Origin of the sequence: Roseicella aerolata (assembly GCF_020523605.1) — a bacterium.
Lineage (GTDB): Bacteria > Pseudomonadota > Alphaproteobacteria > Acetobacterales > Acetobacteraceae > Paracraurococcus > Paracraurococcus aerolatus.
The window spans coordinates 1-20,771 of record NZ_JAJAQI010000048.1 but is presented as its reverse complement, the minus strand read 5'-3'; the positions used below and the strand labels follow the sequence as shown (position 1 = coordinate 20,771).

Genomic DNA, 20,771 nt, shown 5'->3' with positions numbered 1-20,771 from the left:
CGCGGGTCAGGCCGCGCCGGCCACCGTCGTCCGGAACATCAGCCGCCTGTAGCGGGTGTGGTCGAAGAGCGTCGCGGTGTGCAGCGTGGCTAGGTTGTCCCAGGCCACCAGGTCGCCCTCCCGCCAGCGATGGCGGTAGAGGTAGCGCTCCTGCGCCGCATGCGCCATCAGCGCCTCGATCAGCGCCCGGCTCTCCTCGGCCGACAGGCCCTCGACATGGCTGATGACGGCCGGGCAGAGGAAGAGCGAGCGGCGGCCGGTCACCGGATGCCTCCGCACCAGCGGCTGCGGCATGGGCGGCAAGAGCCGCCGCGTCTCCTCCGGCAGCGGCGGCCGGCCCGGCGTGTGCCGGCGGTTCCATTCCGAAAGGGTCCAGAGGTCGTGCACGCCCCGAAGCCCCTCGATCCGCGCCTTCATGGCGTCGGGCAGTTCCTCATAGGCCGTCGCGGCGTCGAGGAACCAGGTCTCGCCGCCCTCGGGCGGGCAGATCGCGCCGTAGAAGAGCGAAGCGGCACTCGGGACGGCGCGGAAGCTGCTGTCGGCATGCCACTGCTCGACGCCGGAGGCGAAATGCGCGCGCAGCCCCCCCGGCTCCTCGACATTGCCGACGCAGAAGATCTCGGGATGCGCGGGATGCGTATGCGTGGTGGAGGAATGCCGCTCCAGCGGCCCCAGCCGCCGGCTGAAGGCGACCTGCGCGCCCGGGTCGTTCGGCATACCGCGGAGCAGCAGCACGCCATGGCGGTGCAGCGCGTCGCGGAAGGCGGCGACCTCCGCCTCCGGCACGTCGCCGGCGATGCGGAAGCCGGTCAGCTCCGCGCCGAAGGTGGCGCCGAGCGGGCGCGCCTCGATGCGCGAAGCGGGTTCAAGCAGGAGGCCAGCGCTCATCGCGGTCTCTCCGAAAGAGGGGCTGCGCGGGCCGGGTGACGGGCATTGCCTTGGGCGCCGGGCGGGCGCCGGCGCGGAGCATGCCCGGGTCGCGCGCCCTGCGCCAGGGGGCACCCTTGCCCTTGCCGCGCTTTGCCGCCACTTAGCCCCCGACACCTGGGGGAGCCCCATGCGGGGCTGAGAGGCGGGAACGGGCCCGCGACCCCTGGAACCTGACCCGGTTCGGACCGGCGTAGGGAAGGTGCGCGGATCGCGGCCCTGCCGAGGCGCGGTCCTTGCTCGCCCTCCCTCCCCCTCGCCGAAGCCGGAGGATGAACGGGGGAGGAAGGAAGAATGCACCGCCGCTCGCTGCTGGCCGCCGCCGCGCTGGCACCCGCGCTCGCCGGGCCCGCCTTGGCCCAGGGGGGACGGGATGGGGCCCGGGCCCGCACCCTGCGCTTCATGCCGCAGGCGGCGCTCGCGGTGCTGGACCCGATCGTCAACCCCACCACCATCGTGACGACGCATGGCTACTGCGTCTTCGACACGCTCTATGGCTGCGACTCGAAGCTCCGGCCCCGGCCGCAGATGGCGGAGGGGCACAGCGTCTCCCCCGATGGGCTGACCTGGACCATCCGGCTGCGGGAGGGGCTCCGCTTCCATGACGGCGAGCCGGTTCGCGCCACGGACTGCATCGCCTCCCTCCAGCGCTGGGCCGTCCGGGACAGCTTCGGCCAGGTGCTGGCGCGCAGCGTGGCGGAATGGGGCGCGCCGGAGGACCGGGTGCTGGTCATCCGGCTGCACCGTCCCTTCCCGGCGCTGCTGGACGCGCTGGCCAAGCCCGCCTCCAGCCCCGCCTTCATCATGCCGGCCCGCATCGCGCAGACGCCCGCCGACCGCCCGATCGGCCTGGAGGGGATGATCGGCAGCGGCCCCTGGCGCTTCCTGCCCGGGGAGTTCGTGCAGGGCAGCCGCGCCGCCTATGCCCGGAACGAGGCCTATCTGCCGCGCGAGGAGCCGGCCGAGGCGGCCTCGGGCGGCAAGCGGGTGCATTTCGAGAGGCTGGAACTGGTCTGGATCCCGGATGGCGGCACGGCGGCGGCGGCGCTGCAGACCGGCGAGATCGATTGGATCGAATACCCGCTGCCCGACCTGGTGCCGGTACTGGCCCGCGACCGGGCCATCCGCACCCAGGTCTATGACCCGAACGGCTTCCTCGGCTTCCTGCGCTTCAACCACCTGCACGCCCCCTTCAACGATGTCCGGGTGCGGCGGGCGATCCGCGACGTGCTGGTGCAGTCCGATTACATGGCGGCCGTCGCCCTGCCGGGCGACTGGCAGGAATGCCATGCGGTCTTCCCCTGCGGCCTGCCGGGGGTGAAGGAATTCCCGCCGGCCCCGCGGGGCGAGGCGGCGATGGCCCGGGCCCGCGCCGCGCTGCAGGAGGCCGGCTACCGTGGCGAGCCGGTCGTGCTGGTGAATCCCAGCGACTTCCCGGCCGTCACCCAGCAGGGCCGCGTCTCGGCCGACCTGATGCGCCGCCTCGGGGTCAATATCGACCTCATCGAGAGCGACTGGGCGACGACCATCGCCCGCCGCGCCAACAAGGCCCCGCCGGCGCAGGGCGGCTGGAGCCTGCACAACACCAATTTCCCTGCCGCCGCCATCGCCAACCCCGCCGTCAGCCCGATCATCCGCGGCCATGGCGAGCGCGCCTGGTTCGGCTGGCCGACCGATGCGGCAAGCGAGGCGCAGGTCGAGGCCTGGATCAATGCGGGGGACGAGTCGGCGCAAGCCACGGCCATGGCGGCGCTGCAGGAAGCGGCCTGGGAGAGCGTGCCCTTCGCCCCGACCGGCCTGTTCCGCCTGCGCACGGCCTTCCGTGGGGATCTCTCGGGCGTGCTGCAGGGGCCGAACCCCTTCCTGTGGAACCTCAGGCGCGCCTGAAACGCGAAGGGCCCCGGTCGCAGCCGGGGCCGCTGCATCAGGGCCGGCGCCCGGGCCCGGTCAGCACGGGTTCGGCAGGACCACCAGTTCCTGCAGCGTCCCGTCCACGCTGAACTCGCCGAAATCCATCTTCAGCTCGTCGGCGACGCCATTCTCGAAATAGCGCAGCCCCACCTCGTAATCCGGGGCGCTGGCCCCGCCGCCGCTGCCGCCGGGATCGCGGTCGAAGAACGCCACGCGCATGCGGGCGCTGCCCAGGCTGGCCAATGCCGAGAAGCGGCTGTTCGGCTGCGGCGGCGACCAGGCGGAGATCACGGTGGTGGTGTCCTGCGCCCCGTCCGGGCTGGTGCCGTCGAAGAGCGGCACCAGCAGCATGCGCGTCCCGCCCCGGGCGGCCGCCAGGCTGCGGATGGTGTGCAGCATGGGCAGGAGCGTGCCCTTGGGCAGCGCCTCTTCCTTCGCCTCCGGCTCGGTATAGGTCACCCTGCCGCCCTCGGGCGTGACCTCCGCCTCGCCGCCCACGCGCTGGGAGACGGCGCCCTGGCTGGTCTGGGTCAGGGTGAAGCGGAGCCGCTTGCCGTCCTTGGTCTCGAAGGTCGAGTAGTCCGATGTGGTCTCCACCTCCTGGCCATCGCGGTCGGTCAGGCGGAGCTGGAAGCGCTGGCGGGTGGCCCAGCCATCGCAGGCATCCACCACCTCGTACAGCATCACGCCCTCGGCCCGGGCGATATCGGAATTGTCCCGCACCCGGTCGAGGGCGAGGCGATAGGCGGCGCGGTGGCCGACCATTGCTTCCGCCCCTGGCTCGGCGGCCCGCGCGGGGACCGGCAGCGCGCCGGCAAGGCCGGCGGCGGCCAGGACGGCGAGGAGATGGCGGCGCAGCGGCATGGTGGGGGCCTTTCGATCCATCGGCTGCATCTAGGGCAGGCGCCTGCCCGCGCAAACGCCCGGGGCGGAATTCCGTCCAGCAAAGTTCCGCGGCCGGTCCGCCGCCCGCCCGGAGGCGCGAAGCGGCCCTGCATTCCATGACCCGCCACGGATCGGCCTCTGGGCGGGAACGGCGATCCGCGCTGCGGCTCAGGAGGCCTTGGCGGCGCCCTTGGCTGGCGGCAGCACGGTCCGGATGTGCAGTTCCTTCAGCCGTGCCTCCTCCACCACGGAGGGCGATCCCATCATCAGCTCCTCGCCCTGCTGGTTCATGGGAAAGAGGTTCACCTCGCGCAGGTTCGGCTCCTCCGCCAGCAGCATGACGATGCGGTCGATGCCGGCGGCCATGCCGCCGTGGGGCGGGGCGCCGTAGCGGAAGGCGTTCAGCATGCCGCCGAAGCGCTCCTCCACCGCCTCGGGCGGGTAGCCGGCGATGCCGAAGGCCTTCACCATGATCTCCGCCTTGTGGTTGCGGATGGCGCCCGAGGCCATCTCGTAGCCATTGCAGACCACGTCGTACTGGAAGGCCGGGATGGTCAGCGGGTCCTTGGTCTCCAGCGCCTCCATCTCCCCCTGCGGCATGGAGAAGGGGTTGTGGCTGAAGTCCACCTGGCCCGTCTCCTCGTTCAACTCGTAGAACGGGAAGTCGGTGATCCAGCAGAAGCGGAAGCCTTCCCTGGAGGCGAGGCCGAGATCGTGGCCGAGCTTGAGTCGCGCCTGGCCGGCGAGCTTCGCCGCCTCGGCCTCCTTGCCCGCGGCGAAGAAGACCGCATCGCCCGCCTTCAGGCCGCAGGCCGCGCGGATCGCCTCGGCCCGGTCGGCCTCCAGATTGCGGGCGATCGGCCCCTTGGCGCCGTCCGCGTCGAAGGTGATGTAGCCGAGCCCGCCGGCGCCCTGCTCGCGCGCCCATTCGTTCATCTTGTCGAAAAAGGAGCGCGGGTTGGCCGCGGCGCCCGGGGCCGGGATGGCGCGCACCACGCCGCCCGAGGCGGCGATCCTGGCGAAGAGGCCGAAGCCCGAGCCGGCGAACTGCTCGGTGACGTCGCGGATGACGAGGGGGTTGCGCAGGTCCGGCTTGTCCGTCCCGTAGTCCAGCATCGCCTGGGCATAGGGGATGCGGATCCAGGGGCCGGCATCCACGTGGCGGCCCTCGGCGAAGCGCTCGAAGGTGCCGCGGAGCACCGGCTCCATCGTGGTGAAGACGTCCTCCTGCGTGACGAAGCTCATCTCGACATCGAGCTGGTAGAACATCAGCGTCCGGTCGGCGCGGCCGGCCTCGTCGCGGAAGCAGGGGGCGATCTGGAAGTAGCGGTCGAAGCCCGCCACCATGGTCAGCTGCTTGTATTGCTGCGGCGCCTGCGGCAGGGCGTAGAACTTGCCGGGATGCAGGCGGGCCGGCACCAGGAAGTCCCGCGCGCCCTCCGGGCTGCTCACGGTCAGGATCGGCGTCTGGAACTCGTTGAAGCCAGCCCCGATCATCCGCTCCCGGATGTCCTGGATGATCTGCGCGCGCAGGATCATGTTGCGCTGCAGCCGCTCCCGCCGCAGGTCGAGGAAGCGGTAGCGCAGCCGCATCTCCTCGGGCGCCTCCTGCTCACCCGCGACCTGGAAGGGCAGGACCTCGGCCGCCGATTGCAGGACCAGCTCGCGCACCCGCAGCTCGACCTCGCCGGTCGGCAGCTTCGGGTTGATGGTGCCGGGCTCCCGGGGCACCACCTCGCCGGTCACGGTGATGACGCTCTCGGGCCGCAGCCGGTCCGCCGCCTCGAAGACCGCCGCCCCCTGGGCGATCACGCACTGGGTCAGGCCGTGATGGTCCCGCAGGTCGAGGAAGAGCAGCCCGCCATGGTCCCGCTTCCGGTGCACCCAGCCGGAGAGCCGCACGGTGCTGCCGGCGTCGGAGGCGCGAAGGGCGCCACAGGTATGGGTGCGGTAGGCGTGCATGGGGCGATGACCTGGCCTTGCTGGAAGTGGCGGGTAAGAGGCGCCCGGGCCCCCTCCTGTCAAGCCGCGGAGCATCCTGCACGGCTTTCCCGGCGGCTCCCCCGGCAGTAGAAGCGGGGGATGAGCCGTCGCCCGCCCGCCGAAACCCCTGCCCTCGTCACCACCGCCGAAGACCTGGCCGCCCTCTGCGAGCGCCTGCGGGGCGAGGAATTCGTCACCGTCGATACCGAATTCATGCGGGAGCGGACCTATTGGCCCGAGCTCTGCGTGGTCCAGCTGGCCGGCGACCATGAGGTGGCGGTGGTGGACGCCCTGGCCGAGGGGATGGACCTCGCCCCGCTCGGCGCCCTGCTGGCCGACCCGAAGGTCACCAAGGTCTTCCATGCCGCCAGGCAGGATATCGAGATCTTCCTGCTCAAATTCGATGCCGTCCCGACCCCGCTCTTCGACACCCAGGTCGCCGCCATGGTGGCCGGCTTCGGCGACCAAGTGAGCTATGACGGCCTCGCCCGGTCGCTGGCCGGGGCGCAGATCGACAAGGCCCACCGGTTCAGCGACTGGTCGGCGCGGCCCCTCTCCGCCTCCCAGATCGCCTATGCCGCGGCGGATGTGACCCATCTCCGCCGGATCTATACCGGCCTGCGCAACCGGCTGGAGCGGGAAGGGCGGCTCGAATGGGTGGCCGAGGAGATGGCCGCGCTGCAGGAGCCCTCCACCTACCGGACCGAGCCGGAGAATGCCTGGGAGCGCCTGAAGCCCCGCACCAGCAACCGCCGCTTCCTCGGCATGCTGAAGGCGCTGGCGGCCTGGCGGGAGCGGGAGGCGCAGCGCATCAACATCCCCCGCCAGCGCCTGGTGAAGGACGAGACCCTGCTGGAGCTGGCCGCCACCATGCCGGAGACCCCGGCCGACCTGGCGCGGGCGCGCGGCATCTCGGAAGGCTTCGCCAAGGGCCGCAGCGGCGCCGGGCTGCTGGCCGCGATCAAGGAGGCCAGGACGCAGCCCGACAGCGCCCTGCCGGAGCCGCCGAAGGAGCGCGGCGGCGCCTCCCCCTCCCCCGCGCTGGTCGCGCTGCTGAAGGTGCTGCTGGCCGCCAAGAGCGAGGAGCACCATGTCGCGCCCAAGCTGCTCGCCAGCAGCGACGACCTCGACCGGCTGGCGACCGAGTCCAGCCCGGACCTCCCCGCCCTGCATGGCTGGCGGCGGGAGGTCTTCGGGGAGGCGGCGCTGGCGCTGAAATCCGGGCGGCTGGCGCTCGGCGTCGATGGCCGGCGGGTGAAGCTGATCAAGGCGGGCTGAGGCGGCGGGCCGGCAGGGGCCGGCCTCCCGCTCACCCCCCCTCGCACTCCACCATCGCCTCCAGCCCGAGCGCCGCGCCCAGCGCCTCCACCCGGCGCTGCACGCTCTCCCCCGCGAAGACGCCGGTGCCGCTGGCGAGCCGCAGCACCAACCGGCCGCCCTGGCGGGCGAGGAAGGTGCCGGCCAGCAGGTCGGGGGTGCCGCCGCAGAGGGTGTAGGCCAGCCGCAGCGCCGCCCCCAGCGCCTCCGCCCGGCGGATGGTCGGCACATCCAGCAGGGCCCTGGTGGGCGCCAGATAGGGCGCGTTCGGCTCGGCCTCGTAGCGCAGCGCCGCCACCAGGGCGAGGAAGGCGCGGGCATGGTGGTCGAGGCCGACGCCATGCTGGCGCAGGATGCGCAGGAAGGCCTGCTCGGCGCGGTATTCCGGGTGGTCGTGGCTGCCGATATCCGACAGCCAGCAGGCCGCTTCCCGCAGCGCCCGGGCGGGGCCGTCCTGCTCGGCGAAGACCGGGTCCGTCCAGGCCAGCAGCGCCGGCGGCAGGCCGGGGTCGCGGCCCCAGCGCAGCGCCAGCTCATGCGCCGCGGCCAGCAGCGGGTCGCTCTCCCGCACCGCCTCCGGCAGCAGGCCGGCATACCAGCCTTCCCGCAGCCCGTTGGCGGAGAAGACCACCCGCCCGGCGCCGGTCGCCCGCAGCAGCCGGCGCAGCGCGACGGCGGCGAAGGGCAGGTCGCCCAGCCGCTTCTGCGGCGCGCCCGGCATCCGCTCCAGCACCCGGCGGGAGGCCGCCATGACGACGCCGGCGAGGTCGCGCGCCTCCTCCCGCCGCAGCACGTAGTGATGGACGATCGCCAGCGGGTAGCCGGTCTGCGCGATGTGCATCCGCGCCAGCGCCCGCCAGGCGCCGCCGACCAGATAGAGGTCGCGCCCGCTGCCCTCGGCGAGCCAGGGGACCCGGCCCAGCTCCTGCTCGCAGGTCGCCCGCGCCCGCACCACGTCACCGCCCGCCCGCTCCGCCAGCCGGATGACGCCGAGCGGGAGGGAGACGGCCCGGCTGGGCCGCCCGCGCTCCAGCCGCACCAGTTCCAGGCTGCCGCCGCCGAGATCGCCCAGGATGCCATCCGCCCGCGGGAAGCCGAGCAGCACGCCGGCGGCGGAGAGCTCCGCCTCCCGCTCCCCGGTCAGGATGCGGATCGGCACGTCCGGCATCCGCGCCTCCAGCGCCGCGACGAAGGCCGGGCCGTTGCTGGCATCCCGCACCGCGGCGGTCGCCAGCACCTCCAGCGGGTCCGCCCGCATGGCGCGCGCCACGGCATGGTAGCGGGAGAGGACGGTCAGCGCCGCGCCGATCGCCTCCTCGTTCAGCCGGCCGCTGGCCTGCAGCCCGCGCCCCAGGCCGAGCACGGCCTTCTCGTTGAAGATCGCCTGCGGGTTCCGCCCCAGCCCCTCGAACACCACCAGGCGCACGGAGTTGGAGCCGAGATCGACGATCCCGCTGCGGGCGGGGCTGGCGGCCGCGGCCGGGCCGCCCTGCCAAAGACGTACGGGTGTGTCCAAGCGCCTCAGTCCTGTGCGACCCGGTCCGGCCTGGAGCGGCGCGCGGCCTGCGACGTCCCCTGGGCCGACCGCCGCAACGCGCTGCCCCGGCCTGAGAGGGAGGGGTTCGTCATGAAATACTCATGGGCCGACACGGGTTGCGCACCGGGAGCGATCCTTTTCCAGTCCCCGCCCGGCTGCAATTCCCAGCTCTGGGCGGTGTCCTTCAGGTTCACCACCATGATCTGGTCGAGGATCTGGGCATGCACGGTGGGATTCTCCACCGGCACCAGGGTCTCCACGCGCCAGTCCATGTTCCGCGCCATCCAGTCGGCGGAGGACATGTACACCCGCGCGCGGCGGGAGGGGAGGCGGTGGCCGTTGCCGAAAGCGATGATCCTGGAGTGTTCCAGGAACCGCCCGACGATCGACTTGACGCGAATATGGTCGGAGAGGCCGGGCACGCCCGGCCGCAGGCAGCAGATGCCGCGCACCACGCAATCCACCTTCACCCCGGCCCGGCTGGCCCGGTAGAGCGCGTCGATCAGCTGGGCATCGACCAGGCTGTTCATCTTCAGCCAGATGCCGGCCGGCTTGCCTTCCTGCGCGAAGCGGATCTCCTGCTCGATCAGGCCGAGCAGCGTCGGGCGGATGGTGAGCGGGGAGAAGGCTAGCGAGTCCATCGTCTCCGGCCTCGCATAGCCGGTCATGTAGTTGAACAGCTTGCTGGCATCGCGCGTCAGCGCCGGGTCGGCGGTGAAGAAGGACAGGTCGGTGTAGATGCGCGCGGTGACGGGGTGGTAGTTGCCCGTGCCGAAATGCGCGTAGGAACGCAGCCCGCTGCCTTCCTTGCGCACCACCAGCGAGACCTTGGCATGGGTCTTCAGATCGACGAAGCCGAAGACCACCTGCACGCCGGCCGCCTCCAGCTCCCGCGCCAGGGCGATGTTGCGTTCCTCGTCGAAGCGCGCCTTGATCTCGACCACGCCGGTCACGCTCTTGCCCGCCTCGGCCGCCTCGATCAGGGCGCGGGCGATCGGGCTCTCGCGGCTGGTGCGATAGAGCGTCTGCTTGATGGCGACGACATTCGGGTCGCGCGCCGCCTGGCGCAGGAACTGCACCACCACGTCGAAGCTCTCATAGGGGTGGTGGACGACGATGTCCTTGGCGCGGATGGCGGCGAAGCAGTCGCCGCCGAAATCCAGGATCCGCTCGGGGAAGCGCGGCGTGTAGGGGGTGAAGAGCAGGTCCGGCCGGTCGTCGATGATGAGCTGCTTGAGGTCGGCGATGCCGAGCAGCCCGTCCACCACGACGACGCCGTTGCGGTCCGCATCCAGCTCCTCCGCCACGAAATCCACCATGTCGGAGGGCGTGGCGGCGGTCACCGTCAGGTGGATCGGCCGGCCGCGGCGGCGGCGCTTCAGCGCCGTCTCGTAGGACCGCACCAGGTCCTCGGCCTCCTCCTCGAACTCCACGTCGGTGTCGCGGATCAGCCGGAACAGCCCCTGCTCGGCCGGGATGAAGCCGGGGAAGAGCCGCCCGAGCGAGAGGGTGATGACATCCTCGAGCTGCACGAAGCGGATCGCGCTGCTGCCCTCGGCGGCGGGCAGGCGGATGAAGCGCTCGATCTGCGGCGGCAGGGGCAGCAGCGCCCGCATGGTGCCGCCATCCTCCTCCCGCACCAGCTTCAGCACCATGCAGAGCGAAAGGTTGGTGATGAAGGGGAAGGGATGCGCCGGATCGACCGCGAGCGGCGTGAGCACCGGGAAGACCCGGTCCATGAACCAGTTCCCCAGCCAGTCGCGATCGGCGCCGCTCAGCGCCTCCGCGCCGGTCAGCGCCAGGCCCGCCTCCGCGAGCTGGGCGCAGAGCCCGCGCCATTCGCGCTGCTGGCCCTCGATCAGGTCCTTGGCGCGGGCATGGATCGCGGCGAGCTGCTGGGAGGGCGTGCGGCCATCGGGCGACAGGGTGGCGATGCCCGCGCGTTCCTGCCCGATCAGGCCGGCGACACGGACGGAATAGAATTCGTCGAGGTTGGAGGCCGAGATGGCGACGAAGCGCAGCCGCTCCAGCAGCGGGTGCTTGGGATTGGCCGCCTCCTCCAGCACCCGCGTGTTGAAGTCGAGCCAGGAAAGCTCGCGGTTGATGAAGCGCGCCGGATCGTCGAGCGCGATGGCGGGGACGGCCGCGGGCTCGGCCGGCGGCAGGATCTGGGCGAGCGACATGCGCCGAGCCTACAGCAGGGTCGGGCCTTCCGGGCAGTCGGCTTCTCGAAGCGCCATCGAATCGTCATCCTCGGCGCCATCCTCCGCCCCATCCTCTCCCCCTGGGCCGAAGCCGGGCAGCTCCGCCAGCGCCTCCCGCGCCAGCGCCCGGGTCACCCGCCCGCCGGCGGCCAGCGCCGCACGGTCGAGCCGCGCGGCTGCCTCGGCGATCGCCGCCGCCTCCCGCGGCAGGCGCGCCAGCAGCCAGTCCTGCACGCCGCGCTCCACCCGGAGCTGGCGGAGCAGGAAATGCCGGCGCAGCAGCGCGGCCAGCAGCGCATCGCCGGGCGGCAGCACCGCCACCGCCGTCATGGCGCGCAGCCGGCTGCGCAGGTCGGGCAGCGTCACCGCCCAGCGCGCCGGCGCCTCCCGCCCCGCGAGCAGCAGCTTCTGGCCGCGCTCGGCGCAGAGATTCAGCAGGTGCAGCAGCGCCACCTCCTCCGGCGCGCAATCGGCATCGTCGAGCGCGAGTCCCTCGCCCGGCGGCACCGCCGGCCAGCCGCGCACCGAGAGCCCGTCCAGCACCGGCCAGCCGCGCGCGGCGGCGAAGCCACGCAGCATGTGCGTCTTGCCGGTCGCCGCCTGGCCGAAGAGCGCGAGCCGCCCGCCCGGCCAGGAATCCGGCCGGCGCAGCCAGGCGAGCGCCGCGGCATTGCTGGCATCCTCCAGCAGCTCCGCGAGGTCGAAGGAGGCGGCGATGGGCAGCGGCAGGGCGAGCTGCCGGCCGGAGGATGCCGCGGCCATGGCCATCAGAGCCCCGTGCGCGGCGGGTCGAGGTAGAGCGGGCTTTCCAGGTAGCGGCGCAGCCAGTAGCGCGCGATCACACCGATGACGGCGGCCAGTGGCACGGCCAGCAGCACGCCGAGGAAGCCGAAGGCGACGCCGCCGGCGAAGAGCGCGAAGATCACCCAGACGGCGTGCAGCTCCACCCGGTCCCCGAGCAGGCGCGGGTAGATGATGTAGCCCTCCACCACCTGCCCGGTGACGAAGACGGCCAGCACGGCCAGCACCCAATTCCAGGTGCCGAACTGCGCCAGGGCCAGGGCGAGCGCCGCGATCAGCCCGGTGATGGAGCCGATATAGGGGATGAAGGAAAGGATGCCGGCCATCAGCCCGACGGTCAGGCCAAGCTCCAGCTGCAGGGCCGAGAGCGCCGCGGCGTAGTAGATGGCGAGCAGCGCGCAGCAGAGGAGCTGGCCGCGCAGCCAGGCCGAGAGCACCCGGTCGGTATCCCGCGCAAGCTGGCGGAGCGTGGCGGCGGAGCGACGCGGCAGCCAAGCATCGATGCGGACCAGCATGCGCGGCCAGTCGCGCAGCAGGTAGAAGCCGACCACCGGCGTGACGGTGACATAGGTGAAGACGTTGAACAGCGCGACGCCGCCGCCGATCAGCCGGGCGGCGGAGGTGCCGAGATAGGAGATGATCGCCCCCGCCTGGCCGACCGCGAGGTCCTGCAGGCGGTTGTCGAAGATCTCCGGCCCCAGCCGCTCCGCCAGGGCCGTCATCGCATCCCGCACCGCCTGGCTGACGCCGAGGACGTAGCTCGGCAGGCGCTGCAGCAGGATGCCGACCTGCGCGATCAGCAGCGGGTAGAGCAGCAGCAGGACCAGCAGGGCGAAGGCGACCAGGGCGAAGATCAGCAGCAGGGCGGCGAGGCCGCGCGGCACGCCGATGCGGGTCAGCCGCGTCGCCACCGGGTCGAGGAAATAGGCGATCACCGCCGCCAGCACGAAGGGCGTCAGGATCGGCGAGAAGATCCAGAGCCCGAGCAGCAGCGCCGCCACCAGCCCGGCGAAGAGCGCGATGCGCTGCCCGCGCGTGGCGACGCGCGCCTGGCCGTTCGGCCGTGCCGGCAGGGCCGGGCCCGGCGGCTCGGCGCGCGGCCGGGAGGCCGGCGGCTCCGCGGTGGACGGGCGGGCCGGCACCCGCTCGGGCGGCAGCAGCTTCACGGCCCGCCAGCCCCCGCGCGCGGGCGGCGCAGCGTGGCGGCGACATAGGCGGCGCCCGAGCCGAGCGTCGTCGCCGCCACCGCCCAGATCATCGCGGTCAGCAGCCCATGCGCCGAGAGGCCGAAGCCCGCCAGCAGCAGGGCGAGCGCGGCGAGGCCGATCTGCAGCACGGTGTTCAGCTTGGAGACGAAGAGCGGCCTGATCGTCTGCGGCTGGCCGAGCACCCAGAAGACCAGAACGCCGCCCACGATCACCATGTCCCGGAACACCACCAGGATCGCCAGCCAGTCCGGCAGCACGCCGATGGCGGCCAGCGCCACATAGACCGAGACGAGCAGCGCCTTGTCCGCCACCGGGTCGAGCATGGCGCCGAGCGCGCTGCGGGCGTTCAGCACCCGCGCCAGCCAGCCATCCACGCCGTCCGAGATGCCGGCGCCGACGAAGACCAGGAAGGCCCAGTCCAGGCGGTGCTGCAGGATGAGCCAGATGGTCGCCGGCACGGCGCAGATCCGCGCCAGCGTGATCAGGTTGGGCAGGGTGAGCAGGACGGCGGGCGGCGCGGCCTCGGTCCCCTCGCCCTCCCGGCGCGGGTCAGAAGGTCCCGGCAAGGCCCAGGCGCCAGGATTCCCCTGGCCGCATCCCGGCCGCCGGCACCAGCGCGACGCCAAGCCCGGCGAGGTCCCCGGCCGCGATCTCGGTCGGCGCCCGCAGCCCCAGCCGCAGCCGCGCCGCATCCACCGCGATCGCCCGGATATCGACCGAGGCGACGGGCCCCGCGCCCTTCAGGCGCCGCATCAGCTCAAGCCATTCACCCATGCTGCGGTAGGTGGCGACGGCCTCCACCCAATTCGAGGCCGGGCCGCCCGCGCCAGGCGCCGAAGGCGTGCCGGGCGCGCCGGGCGCGCCGGCCACCGGCGGCAGGCCGGGCACCCGGCCGCCGAGCGCCGAGCGCACCCGGCCGGCGTTGAAATTCACCGTGATGCGGCCGCTGTAGCGGGTGGGCGAGGTGCGCTCCTGCTCGATGACGATCGAGCTCACCATGTCCTCGATCTGCGAATCCGACAGGTTCGGGGCGGTGATCCCCGCCTCCGCGGCCATCTGCTGGAAGGCGGCGCGGCGGCCGGCGGCGAGCGCCCGCTCACGCGCAAGGACGCCGTTCTCGGCGGTCGCCTCGGCCGGGACGCCGCGCTGGGTGAGGTTGAGCGCCGGCGCCTCCGCCACCGCGGCCGGCGCGGCGGGCGGCGGGAGGAGTTGCGCCGCCGCCGGCAGGGCCAGCACCCAGGCGAGGCCGGCCGCGGCGGCCAGCATGGCCGGGCGCTGCGCCAAGCCCCTCAGGAATCCCGCCATCGGCCCCTCCTGCTCCGGCCGGGTCGTGCCGGCCACGCTGCGCTGCCCGCGGGACACCCCGGCGGCGCCGGCAGCATACCGCGGAGGTTGCACTGGACCGTTACCGCCCCGCGCGGCCAAGCTGGCGGCGCGCGGCAATGCCGGCCCCGGCATGGCATCTCTGGACTCGGGCGCGCGGCGCGCGTAGGGCGCGGCGACCACGGCCGTGACGCCGCCGCAACCCCCTTAGCCGATCGGAGGCCGCCCTGACCAGTTCCCCCAAGATCACGCCCGAGATCGCGTCCAAGACCGTGCCGCCGGGGAGCCTGACCTACCGCGAGGCCGGCGTGGACATCGAGGCCGGTGACGCGCTGGTCGAGGCCATCAAGCCGCTGGCGAAGTCCACCAGCCGCGCCGGCACCATGGGCGGCCTGGGCGGCTTCGGCGCGCTCTTCGACCTGAAGGCGGCCGGGCTGCAGGATCCCGTCCTCGTCTCCTCGACCGACGGCGTCGGCACCAAGCTGCGGGTCGCGATCGATGCCGGGCAGCATGCCACGGTCGGCATCGACCTCGTCGCCATGTGCGTGAACGACCTGGTGGTGCAGGGCGCGGAGCCGCTGTTCTTCCTCGACTACTTCGCCACCGGGAAGCTGAAGCTGGATCAGGCCAGGGCCGTGATCTCCGGCATCGCCGAGGGCTGCCGGCAGGCCGGCTGCGCCCTGGTCGGCGGCGAGACCGCCGAGATGCCCGGGATGTACGCCGCCGAGGATTACGACCTCGCCGGCTTCTCGGTCGGCGCCGCCGAGCGTGGCGCGCTGCTGCCGAAGGATGTCGGGCCCGGCGATGTGCTGCTCGGCCTCGGCTCGGCCGGCGTGCATTCCAACGGCTTCTCCCTGGTGCGGCGGGTGGTCGCGGCGGCGGGGCTGACGCTGGCCGATCCGGCGCCCTTCGCCGCCGGGCAGAGCCTCGGCGAGGCGCTGCTGGCGCCGACCCGGATCTATGTGAAGCCGCTGCTGGCGCTGCACCGCGCCGGGCTGCTGAAGGCGGCGGCGCACATCACCGGCGGCGGCCTGCCCGGCAACCTGCCGCGGGTGCTGCCGGAGGGCGTCTCCGCCGTGGTGGATGCCGCCGCCTGGCCGGTGCCGCCGGTCTTCGGCTGGCTGGCGCAGGCCGGCAATGTCACGGCGGATGAGATGCTGCGGGTGTTCAACTGCGGCATCGGCATGGTCGTGGTGGTCGCGGCCGAGGCGGCGGAGCAGGCCGCGGCGCAGCTTGCGGCGGCGGGCGAGCAGGTCTTCCGCATCGGCCGGCTGGAGGCCGCTTCCGGCCCGGCGGGCCTGCGCATCGACAACCTGCCGGCGGGCTGGCCGCGCTGATGGCGCGGACCCGCACGGCCATCCTGATCTCCGGCCGCGGCTCCAACATGGCGGCGCTGCTGGCGGCGGCGCGCGACCCGGCCTACCCGGCCGAGATCGCGCTGGTGCTGTCCAACCGCGCCGATGCCGGCGGGCTGGCCCGCGCGGCCGAGGCGGGCGTGCCGACCGCGGTGGTCGAGAGCCGCGGCTTCCGCGGCGACCGGGCGGGCTTCGAGGCGGCGATGGAGCGGGTGCTGGCGGAGCACCGGATCGAGCTGATCGCGCTTGCCGGCTTCATGCGCGTGCTGACGCCGGGCTTCGTCGCGCGCTGGGAGGGGCGGCTGGTGAACATCCACCCCTCCCTGCTGCCCGCCTTTCCGGGGCTCGACACGCATGAGCGGGCGATCGCCGCCGGCGTCCGGCTGCATGGCTGCACCGTGCACCTGGTCAGCGCCGGGGTGGATGAGGGGCCGGTCCTGATCCAGGCCGCGGTGCCCGTGCTGCCGGGCGACACGCCGGCGGCGCTGGCGGCGCGGGTGCTGGAGCAGGAGCACCGGATCTACCCGGCCGCCCTCGCCTGGCTGGCGGCCGGCAAGGTCCGGCTCGAGGCCGGGCAGGCGGTGGTCGAGGGCACGCCGGCGGCCGCGGGCGCGCTGGTCAACCCCTTGCCGGAACCGTCCGCGCTTCCTAAACCCGGAGACCGGATCGGATGAGGGGTGCGGCTGTGGCCGAGAAGGAAAGCTACGATTTCGCGGCGACTGATGCGAAGGACATCCTCGCCGACCGGCAGCGCGGTTGGGAGGGCTTCACCCAGTTCGTGACCTGGGGTGTCGCCATCAGCGTCATCGTGCTGCTGGCGCTGCTGCTCTTCGTCGCCTGACCGGGCCGGCCGCCTGAGCAACAGACGGCCGAGTGGCCCCACTCGGGCGGCGCAACAGGATCATCCAAACGAACAGGCCGGATGGCCCGACGCGCGTCGGACCGTCCGGCGCGGCCGATCGCCGGCAGGCTCCTGCGGGTCCGATCGGAGACCGCCTGCGGAGAGGAAGGCCCTTCCCGCAAGCGGTGCCCCCTGCGCGACCGCCTGCGCCGAATCGCCCTCATGCCCGAAGCCGGTCCGCGGGTGGGCATGGTGTGCCGGGCAGGGTCGCGCTGCGCGGCGCACCCCCGCCCGTTCCGTCAGTTCACCATCGCCCCGGTCGCCTGCACCACGGCGCCCCAGGCCTGCCTCTCCCGCCGGCCGAGCGCCGCCAGTTCCTCCGGCGTCGAGGGCTCCGGCACCGCGCCCTGCTGGCGCACCACCTCGATGAAGGAGGGCGCCTTCATCGCCTCCCGCACCGCCGCGTTGATCCGCTCCAGCACCGCGGGCGGGGTCTTCGCCGGCGCGTAGATCGCCTTCCACAGCCCCGAGGTCAGGTCCACGCCGAAGCTGGCGACCGGCGGCGCGCCCGGCAGGATGTCCAGCGGCCGCTGGGCGATGACGGCGACGCAGCGCGTCCTGCCATCCCGCGTCAGCGTCTCCGCCCCGCCGGCTGGCATGGCCATGCAGTCGATCTGCCCGGACATGATGGCCTGCATCGCCGGTGCCTGGCTGGTGAAGGGGACATGCAGCATCTCCACGCCCCGGCCGCGCAGGATGCGCTCCATCGCGAGGTGGGAGGTGCTGGCGACACCCCAGGAGGCGAAGGTGAGCTTGCCCGGCGCGGCCCTGGCGGCGGCGATCATCGCCTCGAAGTCCCGGATCTGCGGCTGGGAGGGGCCGACCACCACGCCGAAGGGGAAATGCGCGACCAAGCTGATCGGGGCGAAGTCCCGCTCCGGGTCGTATTGCAGGTTCCGGTAGGAGGACGGGTTGATCGCCTGGGTATCGACGATCCCCATCCAGAGCGTGTAGCCGTCCGGGGCGGAGCGCGCCGCAGCGGTGGCGCCGACGCCGCCCCCGGCCCCCGCCCGGTTCTCGACCACCACGGGCTGGCCGAGCACGGGGGTCAGCGCCTGGGCCATGGCCCGGCTGACGATGTCGTTCAGCCCACCCGGGGCGAAGCCGGAGATGATGCGGAGCGGCCGGTCCGGATAGGCGGCGAGCGCCGGGGTGGCGAGGGGAAGGCTGGCAGCCGCGCCCAGCAGGCTGCGGCGGGTGAACAGGGGCATGCGGTCTCCAGGCTTGTGCTGGGACCGGCATTTCCCCCGTTTCGGCCAGCCTGCCGCGCGCGGCGCCTTTGATCAAGGGGGCCACGGAACGCGAAGCGCCTCCGTGCCGGGGCACGGAGGCGCGGTGCTGTCTCGCGGATGTGCGAAACGATGTGGCGCGCGGGCCGGCCTGGCCCGCGGCCTGGGACCTCAGCCGACGATCTCGATGCCCGAGAAGAAGAAGGCGATCTCGATGGCGGCGTTCTCGGCGCTGTCCGAGCCGTGCACGCTGTTCGCCTCGATGCTCTCGGCGAATTCCTTGCGGATGGTGCCCGGGGCGGCATTGGCCGGGTTGGTGGCGCCCATGATCTCACGGTTCTTCGCCACCGCGTTCTCGCCCTCGAGCACCTGCACCACCACCGGGCCGGAGGTCATGAAGGAGACGAGGTCCTTGTAGAAGGGCCGCTCCTTGTGCACGGCATAGAAGGCGCCGGCCTGGGCCTCGGACAGGTGCAGGCGCTTCTGCGCGACGATGCGGAGCCCCGCCTCCTCGAACTTCGCGTTGATCTTGCCGGTCAGGTTCCGGCGGGTGGCGTCCGGCTTGAGGATGGAGAGGGTGCGCTCGACGGCCATGGGGCGTTCCTTTGGCGTTGGGAGGAGTCGCGCGCCGGATAGGCGGGGATCCCCGCGGATGCAAGCCCAACCCGGCGCCCCCCCTGCGCGTTGGCATGGCATGACCGATGACAAGCGCCGCGAGGACCCCCCGCCCCGGCAGGGCTACATCCCCCGCCCCCCGAGCCAGGCCGATGTCGACCTGGTCAGCGGCCAGCAGGGCCTGATCGAGGATGAATGGACCGGCGAGCCGGCCGGGCCGAAGGAGAAACCCGGTCCGGAGGAGGCCGATCCGGAGAAGCAGCCGAGTTGAGGCGCCGCGCCAGGCAGCCGGGCCGCGGAAACGGCCTGCGGCACCGGGGCTCCCCCTTCATCCCTGGCCTGCCGGGGCCTGACGGCTGGCGTCGCGCATCCGGGCGGTGCCGGATGCCCATGATCCGCCCGGACCGGGCCTGACGCGCAGATTCACGCTCCCGGCCGTTTCCGCCCGCCCGCGATCTGCTCTAGGAGAGGCCGGCCATGACCGCCCTCTCCATCCGCGACCTCACGCTGCGCATCGCCGGCCGCGCCCTGCTGGAGGGCGCCGACCTGATCGTGGACCCCGGCCGCAAGGTCGGCCTGGTCGGGCGCAACGGCGCCGGCAAGTCCACCCTGCTGAAGGCCATCGTGGGCGACCTGCACCCGGATGGCGGCGAGATCCGCCTCGCCGCCCGCGCCCGGCTCGGCCATGTTGCGCAGGAAGCGCCGGGCGGCCCGGCCAGCCTGCTGGAGACGGTGCTGGCCGCCGACACCGAGCGCGCGGCGCTCCTCCAGGAACTCGAGGCCCACCCGGACGCCCACCGCCTGGCCGAGATCCATGAGCGGCTGATCGCCATCGGGGCGGACAGCGCCCCGGCCCGCGCCGCCACCATCCTGGCCGGCCTCGGCTTCGACGCCACGGCGCAGGCCCGGCCAATCGCGGAGTTCTCCGGCGGCTGGCGGATGCGCGTGGCCCTCGCCCGCGCGCTGTTCCTGGAGCCCGACCTGCTGCTGCTGGACGAGCCGACCAACCATCTCGACCTCGAGGCCACGATGTGGCTGGAAGGCTGGCTGCAGCGTTTTCCTGGTGCCGCCATCGTGGTCTCGCACGATCGCGGGCTGCTGGACCGCTGCGTCGATGCCATCGCCCATCTCGACCGCGCGAAGATCACCCTCTACCCCGGCGGCTTCGAGAATTTCGTCCGCGTCCGGTCGGAACGCCAGGCGCAGCAGCAGGCGCAGAATGAGAAGCTGACCGCCGAGCGCGCCCGCATCCAGGCTTTCGTGGATCGCTTCCGCGCCAAGGCCACCAAGGCCCGCCAGGCGCAGTCCCGCCTGAAGGCGCTGGAGCGCATGCCGCCGATCGAGGCGGTGGTCGAGGATACGGTGACGCGCTTCGCCTTCCCCGAGCCGACCGCCCTGCCCCCGCCGGTACTCTCCATCAGCCGCGGCAGCGCCGGCTATGACGGCAGGCCGGTGCTGCAGGGGCTGAACCTGCGGCTGGACCAGGAAGACCGAATCGCGCTGCTCGGCGCCAATGGCAACGGCAAGTCCACCCTGGCGAAGGTGCTGGCCGGCCGGCTCGACCTGCTGGCAGGCGACATGCACCGCGCGCCGAAGCTGAAGGTCGGCTATTTCGCCCAGCACCAGGCGGAGGAGCTGGACCCGCGCGGCACCCCCCTCTCCCACATGCAGGCGGCGCTGCCGCGCGCGACGGAGACCCAGTGCCGCAGCCAGCTCGCCCGCTTCGGGCTGGATGCGGAGCGGGCGGAAACGCTGATCTCCTCCTGCTCCGGCGGCGAGAAGGCGCGGCTGCTGCTGGCGCTCTGCACGCGGGAGGCGCCGCACCTGCTGATCCTCGACGAGCCGACCAACCACCTCGACATCGATGCGCGCGAGGCGCTGGTGAAGGCGCTGGCCGAATTCGGCGGCGCCGTGGTGCTCATCACCCACGATCCGCATCTGGTGGAGTTGGTGGCCGACCGGCTCTGGCTGGTGGCGGACGGCACGGCGCGCGCCTTCGATGGCGACCTCGACGAGTACCGCGCCCTGCTGGCCGAGCGCGCCCGCCCCGCGGCGAAGGCCGAGGCCGCGCCGACACGCCGCGACGAGCGGCGCGAGCGGGCCGAGGCACGCACGGCGCTGGCGCCGTTGCGCGAGAGGCTGAAGAAAGTCGAGGCGCAGCTCGCCAGGCTGCAGGCGGAGGCCGGCACGATCGACACCGCGCTGACCGATCCGCGGCTCTACGCCAACAACAATGCGGAGCTCATCACCCGCGCGACAGCCCGGCGCGCGGCAATCGCGAAGGAGGTCGAGGCGCTGGAGACGGAGTGGCTGGAGCTGCAGGAGAAGCTGGAAGCGGCGTAGAGCAAACTCCGGCTCGAGCAGACCGCGGAGGGGCGTGAACGCCCCGCAGCGTGAATCTGCTCCACGGACAACGCTCTACAGCGGATGGGCGTTCAGGTGAACGCAATCCGTTCTAGACCCGAGTAGCCCTGGCTGGAATCGGCTTGTGATTGGCTGCGGCGCGAGGTGGTGTGATTCGTAGGTGTCCAGCTTGGGCTGGAGGCTTCGATGGCGTGGCGTCGTGGGCAGGCCT

Annotated in this window: 18 protein-coding genes and 1 riboswitch; of the genes, 7 read left to right on the top strand and 11 right to left on the bottom strand. The window is 72.9% G+C overall.

Annotated features, from left to right (window positions below; translation table 11 throughout):
• Window positions 1–6: 6 nt before the first annotated feature.
• On the bottom strand, window positions 7–888 hold the full coding sequence (locus LHA35_RS23150) for a TauD/TfdA dioxygenase family protein (RefSeq protein ID WP_226612718.1): 882 nt from the start codon (window positions 886–888) through the stop codon (window positions 7–9).
• 148 nt (window positions 889–1,036) lie between these two features.
• Window positions 1,037–1,144, top strand: a riboswitch (TPP riboswitch).
• 77 nt (window positions 1,145–1,221) lie between these two features.
• Here LHA35_RS23150 and LHA35_RS23145 point away from each other — a divergent pair.
• A complete protein-coding gene (locus tag LHA35_RS23145; RefSeq protein ID WP_226612710.1) occupies window positions 1,222–2,814 on the top strand; it encodes an ABC transporter substrate-binding protein in 1,593 nt (530 codons plus the stop codon).
• A 60-nt stretch (window positions 2,815–2,874) separates the two neighbouring features.
• Here LHA35_RS23145 and LHA35_RS23140 read toward each other — a convergent pair whose 3' ends face one another.
• Both LHA35_RS23140 and aspS read right to left on the bottom strand, forming a co-directional pair.
• Window positions 2,875–3,723: an EipB family protein gene (locus LHA35_RS23140; RefSeq protein WP_226612704.1), complete on the bottom strand. Its 849-nt coding sequence runs from the start codon at window positions 3,721–3,723 to the stop codon at window positions 2,875–2,877.
• Window positions 3,724–3,891: 168 nt separating this feature from the next.
• Window positions 3,892–5,685, bottom strand: a complete 1,794-nt coding sequence (gene aspS, locus LHA35_RS23135; RefSeq protein WP_226612700.1) for an aspartate--tRNA ligase — start codon at window positions 5,683–5,685, stop codon at window positions 3,892–3,894.
• A 120-nt stretch (window positions 5,686–5,805) separates the two neighbouring features.
• Between aspS and rnd the strand changes: the two genes are divergently transcribed.
• Window positions 5,806–6,984, top strand: a complete 1,179-nt coding sequence (gene rnd / locus LHA35_RS23130; RefSeq protein ID WP_226612694.1) for a ribonuclease D — start codon at window positions 5,806–5,808, stop codon at window positions 6,982–6,984.
• Window positions 6,985–7,015: 31 nt separating this feature from the next.
• Here the strand turns inward: rnd and LHA35_RS23125 are convergent, their stop codons facing one another.
• Genes LHA35_RS23125 through LHA35_RS23100 form a run of 6 tightly spaced genes read right to left on the bottom strand, consistent with a single transcriptional unit; the run spans window position 7,016 to window position 14,078 of the window.
• A complete protein-coding gene (locus LHA35_RS23125; protein WP_264185745.1) occupies window positions 7,016–8,539 on the bottom strand; it encodes a Ppx/GppA phosphatase family protein in 1,524 nt (507 codons plus the stop codon).
• 5 nt (window positions 8,540–8,544) lie between these two features.
• Complete coding sequence (locus tag LHA35_RS23120; RefSeq protein WP_226612690.1) at window positions 8,545–10,743, bottom strand: RNA degradosome polyphosphate kinase; 2,199 nt, start codon at window positions 10,741–10,743, stop codon at window positions 8,545–8,547.
• Window positions 10,744–10,752: 9 nt separating this feature from the next.
• The gene (locus LHA35_RS23115) at window positions 10,753–11,526 is read right to left on the bottom strand and encodes a P-loop NTPase family protein (RefSeq protein WP_226612688.1); all 774 of its coding nucleotides are present in this window, start codon (window positions 11,524–11,526) and stop codon (window positions 10,753–10,755) included.
• Window positions 11,527–11,531: 5 nt separating this feature from the next.
• Entirely contained in the window at window positions 11,532–12,731 is a 1,200-nt protein-coding gene (locus tag LHA35_RS23110) for an AI-2E family transporter (RefSeq protein ID WP_226612685.1), read from the bottom strand.
• The gene (locus LHA35_RS23105; protein WP_226612683.1) at window positions 12,728–13,339 is read right to left on the bottom strand and encodes a CDP-alcohol phosphatidyltransferase family protein; all 612 of its coding nucleotides are present in this window, start codon (window positions 13,337–13,339) and stop codon (window positions 12,728–12,730) included. Before LHA35_RS23105 ends, LHA35_RS23110 begins: the two co-directional genes overlap by 4 nt.
• The gene (locus LHA35_RS23100; RefSeq protein WP_226612681.1) at window positions 13,323–14,078 is read right to left on the bottom strand and encodes a hypothetical protein; all 756 of its coding nucleotides are present in this window, start codon (window positions 14,076–14,078) and stop codon (window positions 13,323–13,325) included. The genes LHA35_RS23105 and LHA35_RS23100 overlap by 17 nt, the downstream gene beginning before the upstream one ends.
• Before the next feature lie 245 nt (window positions 14,079–14,323).
• Between LHA35_RS23100 and purM the strand changes: the two genes are divergently transcribed.
• The 3 genes from purM to LHA35_RS23085 are packed head-to-tail and all read left to right on the top strand — an operon-like array spanning window position 14,324 to window position 16,292.
• The gene (purM, locus tag LHA35_RS23095; RefSeq protein WP_408902409.1) at window positions 14,324–15,433 is read left to right on the top strand and encodes a phosphoribosylformylglycinamidine cyclo-ligase; all 1,110 of its coding nucleotides are present in this window, start codon (window positions 14,324–14,326) and stop codon (window positions 15,431–15,433) included.
• Window positions 15,433–16,125, top strand: coding sequence for a phosphoribosylglycinamide formyltransferase (gene purN / locus LHA35_RS23090; protein WP_226612673.1), 693 nt, complete (start codon window positions 15,433–15,435; stop codon window positions 16,123–16,125). The genes purM and purN overlap by 1 nt, the downstream gene beginning before the upstream one ends.
• Before the next feature lie 11 nt (window positions 16,126–16,136).
• Complete coding sequence (locus LHA35_RS23085) at window positions 16,137–16,292, top strand: aa3-type cytochrome c oxidase subunit IV (RefSeq protein ID WP_226612663.1); 156 nt, start codon at window positions 16,137–16,139, stop codon at window positions 16,290–16,292.
• Window positions 16,293–16,591: 299 nt separating this feature from the next.
• Here LHA35_RS23085 and LHA35_RS23080 read toward each other — a convergent pair whose 3' ends face one another.
• The gene (locus LHA35_RS23080; protein ID WP_226612659.1) at window positions 16,592–17,563 is read right to left on the bottom strand and encodes a Bug family tripartite tricarboxylate transporter substrate binding protein; all 972 of its coding nucleotides are present in this window, start codon (window positions 17,561–17,563) and stop codon (window positions 16,592–16,594) included.
• Window positions 17,564–17,752: 189 nt separating this feature from the next.
• On the bottom strand, window positions 17,753–18,175 hold the full coding sequence (gene ndk, locus LHA35_RS23075) for a nucleoside-diphosphate kinase (protein WP_226612653.1): 423 nt from the start codon (window positions 18,173–18,175) through the stop codon (window positions 17,753–17,755).
• A gap of 100 nt (window positions 18,176–18,275) precedes the next feature.
• Here ndk and LHA35_RS23070 point away from each other — a divergent pair, with 100 nt between their 5' ends.
• Both LHA35_RS23070 and LHA35_RS23065 read left to right on the top strand, forming a co-directional pair.
• A complete protein-coding gene (locus LHA35_RS23070; RefSeq protein ID WP_226612648.1) occupies window positions 18,276–18,467 on the top strand; it encodes a hypothetical protein in 192 nt (63 codons plus the stop codon).
• 206 nt (window positions 18,468–18,673) lie between these two features.
• The gene (locus LHA35_RS23065; RefSeq protein ID WP_226612642.1) at window positions 18,674–20,539 is read left to right on the top strand and encodes an ABC-F family ATP-binding cassette domain-containing protein; all 1,866 of its coding nucleotides are present in this window, start codon (window positions 18,674–18,676) and stop codon (window positions 20,537–20,539) included.
• The last annotated feature ends 232 nt before the right edge of the window (window positions 20,540–20,771 follow it).

Excerpts from the sequence above, each read along its gene's own strand:
- LHA35_RS23150 (WP_226612718.1), bottom strand. The coding sequence starts at position 888 with ATGAGCGCTGGCCTCCTGCTTGAACCCGCTTCGCGCATCGAGGCGCGC.
- LHA35_RS23145 (WP_226612710.1), top strand. The coding sequence starts at position 1,222 with ATGCACCGCCGCTCGCTGCTGGCCGCCGCCGCGCTGGCACCCGCGCTC.
- LHA35_RS23140 (WP_226612704.1), bottom strand. The coding sequence starts at position 3,723 with ATGGATCGAAAGGCCCCCACCATGCCGCTGCGCCGCCATCTCCTCGCC.
- aspS (WP_226612700.1), bottom strand. The coding sequence starts at position 5,685 with ATGCACGCCTACCGCACCCATACCTGTGGCGCCCTTCGCGCCTCCGAC.
- rnd (WP_226612694.1), top strand. The coding sequence starts at position 5,806 with ATGAGCCGTCGCCCGCCCGCCGAAACCCCTGCCCTCGTCACCACCGCC.
- LHA35_RS23120 (WP_226612690.1), bottom strand. The coding sequence starts at position 10,743 with ATGTCGCTCGCCCAGATCCTGCCGCCGGCCGAGCCCGCGGCCGTCCCC.
- LHA35_RS23115 (WP_226612688.1), bottom strand. The coding sequence starts at position 11,526 with ATGGCCGCGGCATCCTCCGGCCGGCAGCTCGCCCTGCCGCTGCCCATC.
- LHA35_RS23100 (WP_226612681.1), bottom strand. The coding sequence starts at position 14,078 with ATGGCGGGATTCCTGAGGGGCTTGGCGCAGCGCCCGGCCATGCTGGCC.
- purN (WP_226612673.1), top strand. The coding sequence starts at position 15,433 with ATGGCGCGGACCCGCACGGCCATCCTGATCTCCGGCCGCGGCTCCAAC.
- LHA35_RS23080 (WP_226612659.1), bottom strand. The coding sequence starts at position 17,563 with ATGCCCCTGTTCACCCGCCGCAGCCTGCTGGGCGCGGCTGCCAGCCTT.
- ndk (WP_226612653.1), bottom strand. The coding sequence starts at position 18,175 with ATGGCCGTCGAGCGCACCCTCTCCATCCTCAAGCCGGACGCCACCCGC.
- LHA35_RS23070 (WP_226612648.1), top strand. The coding sequence starts at position 18,276 with ATGACCGATGACAAGCGCCGCGAGGACCCCCCGCCCCGGCAGGGCTAC.
- LHA35_RS23065 (WP_226612642.1), top strand. The coding sequence starts at position 18,674 with ATGACCGCCCTCTCCATCCGCGACCTCACGCTGCGCATCGCCGGCCGC.